The sequence below is a fragment of the Pantanalinema rosaneae CENA516 genome (assembly GCF_050753385.1).
In the GTDB taxonomy this organism is placed as follows: domain Bacteria; phylum Cyanobacteriota; class Cyanobacteriia; order Leptolyngbyales; family Leptolyngbyaceae; genus Pantanalinema; species Pantanalinema rosaneae.
Genome location: NZ_JBLZFZ010000181.1, coordinates 1 through 1,203 on the forward strand (window position 1 = coordinate 1; position 1,203 = coordinate 1,203).

Annotated in this window: 2 protein-coding genes; both read right to left on the reverse strand. The window is 56.7% G+C overall.

Features of this window, described 5'->3' with window-relative positions:
* Window positions 1-8: 8 nt before the first annotated feature.
* The gene (locus tag ACN4EK_RS32720; protein WP_431662624.1) at window positions 9-413 is read right to left on the reverse strand and encodes a glycosyltransferase family protein; all 405 of its coding nucleotides are present in this window, start codon (window positions 411-413) and stop codon (window positions 9-11) included.
* Between the two features lie 122 nt (window positions 414-535).
* Window positions 536-1,201 carry a glycosyltransferase family 2 protein gene (locus ACN4EK_RS32725; RefSeq protein ID WP_431662625.1) on the reverse strand — a complete coding sequence of 222 codons (666 nt, stop codon included), beginning with the start codon at window positions 1,199-1,201 and terminating at the stop codon, window positions 536-538.
* Window positions 1,202-1,203 lie beyond the last annotated feature (2 nt).

Here is a 1,203-nt window from a genome sequence, read left to right on the forward strand (position 1 = left end):
GCTTGGTATTAATGGTATTGGACATGGCGGGGATTGGGGGCAAGAGCATGGGTCGCTCCAAGCATCTGGCGTGACGGCAATTCGTCATCGTCGAAGCGCAAGATCCAGCCGGTGTCGCACAGGTCTGCGACCTTCCCGATGAGCGGTCCCACGCGCCCGACCGAATTTTCGACGATTTCCGTTCGTACGCCTGCCGAGTGGCAGATGGCGAAGGTGTCGTCGGTCGTCTTGGAGTCCACGAGGGCCCGGGGAGCAATGCCGAGCCTTTCGTATTGGTCGAGCAGAATGCCGATGTGGGGCGCAGAATCTTTCGTGAGGATAATCGCGGTGACGTCTAGCATACCATGGGTCATGCCAGTGCCGAGCGCGCCATCGCCGCGCCAATTACCCGCGCTGCCTTTGCGCTCATCCACTCCCGCTCATCCGGGCCAGATCGGACGCCTCAATCATTACGGTGAGATCAGAGCCACCTCTTTGCAGGTAGCCATTGGCAAGATCGTGAAGCCCGTGTCGTACGAATTCTTCAGCAACCACCTCAAGGTGTGTCAGATAGTCGGCAATATGAATTTGAGAATACGTCGGTTCGCGCCCCAGCCGGCTTCGAACAAGGTAGGTGAGCGTATCGATAACGGGTATGTGCTGCACCTCGCACAGAAAGCGCGCGAGGAAAACAGGGTCTTCGCCATAGCGGAGATCGGGAAAATTGTGCCCGTGAGTTTTCCAGGTAATCGCGGCGGAATGCGTAATTCGTGAAAAACCACGGCAGCGCCATCCCTTTCAACGCCCAGAATGGAGTCTCGCGTGCCGCGCATACCGGATAATCCACCGCACGAAGTTCTGGGTGCGAAGTGTGAAACATCGCGATGTTTCCTCTGGCGGCAGGACGGGAGAACCGCGAGCAGGTGTCGAGCAGCGCGCTGGTCGAGCCTTCGGGCAGGATATCATCCGCGTCGACGAACCGGATGAAGGTTCCCGTGGCTGTGGCAAGGCCGAGGTTCCGGCTCGGGCCGGGGCCCCGATTTGCGGAATTCAGGAGAATACGAGAATGGGGAACCTGTAGACTGTTCAACAGATCTAGAGATCCGTCGGTCGACGCATCATCAACAAAGATGATTTCGAAGTCACCACAGTCTTGAAGCAGGATTGATTTTACGCAATCCTCAAGAAAATCGCTTGTTCTATACCTGTCTCTTATACACATCT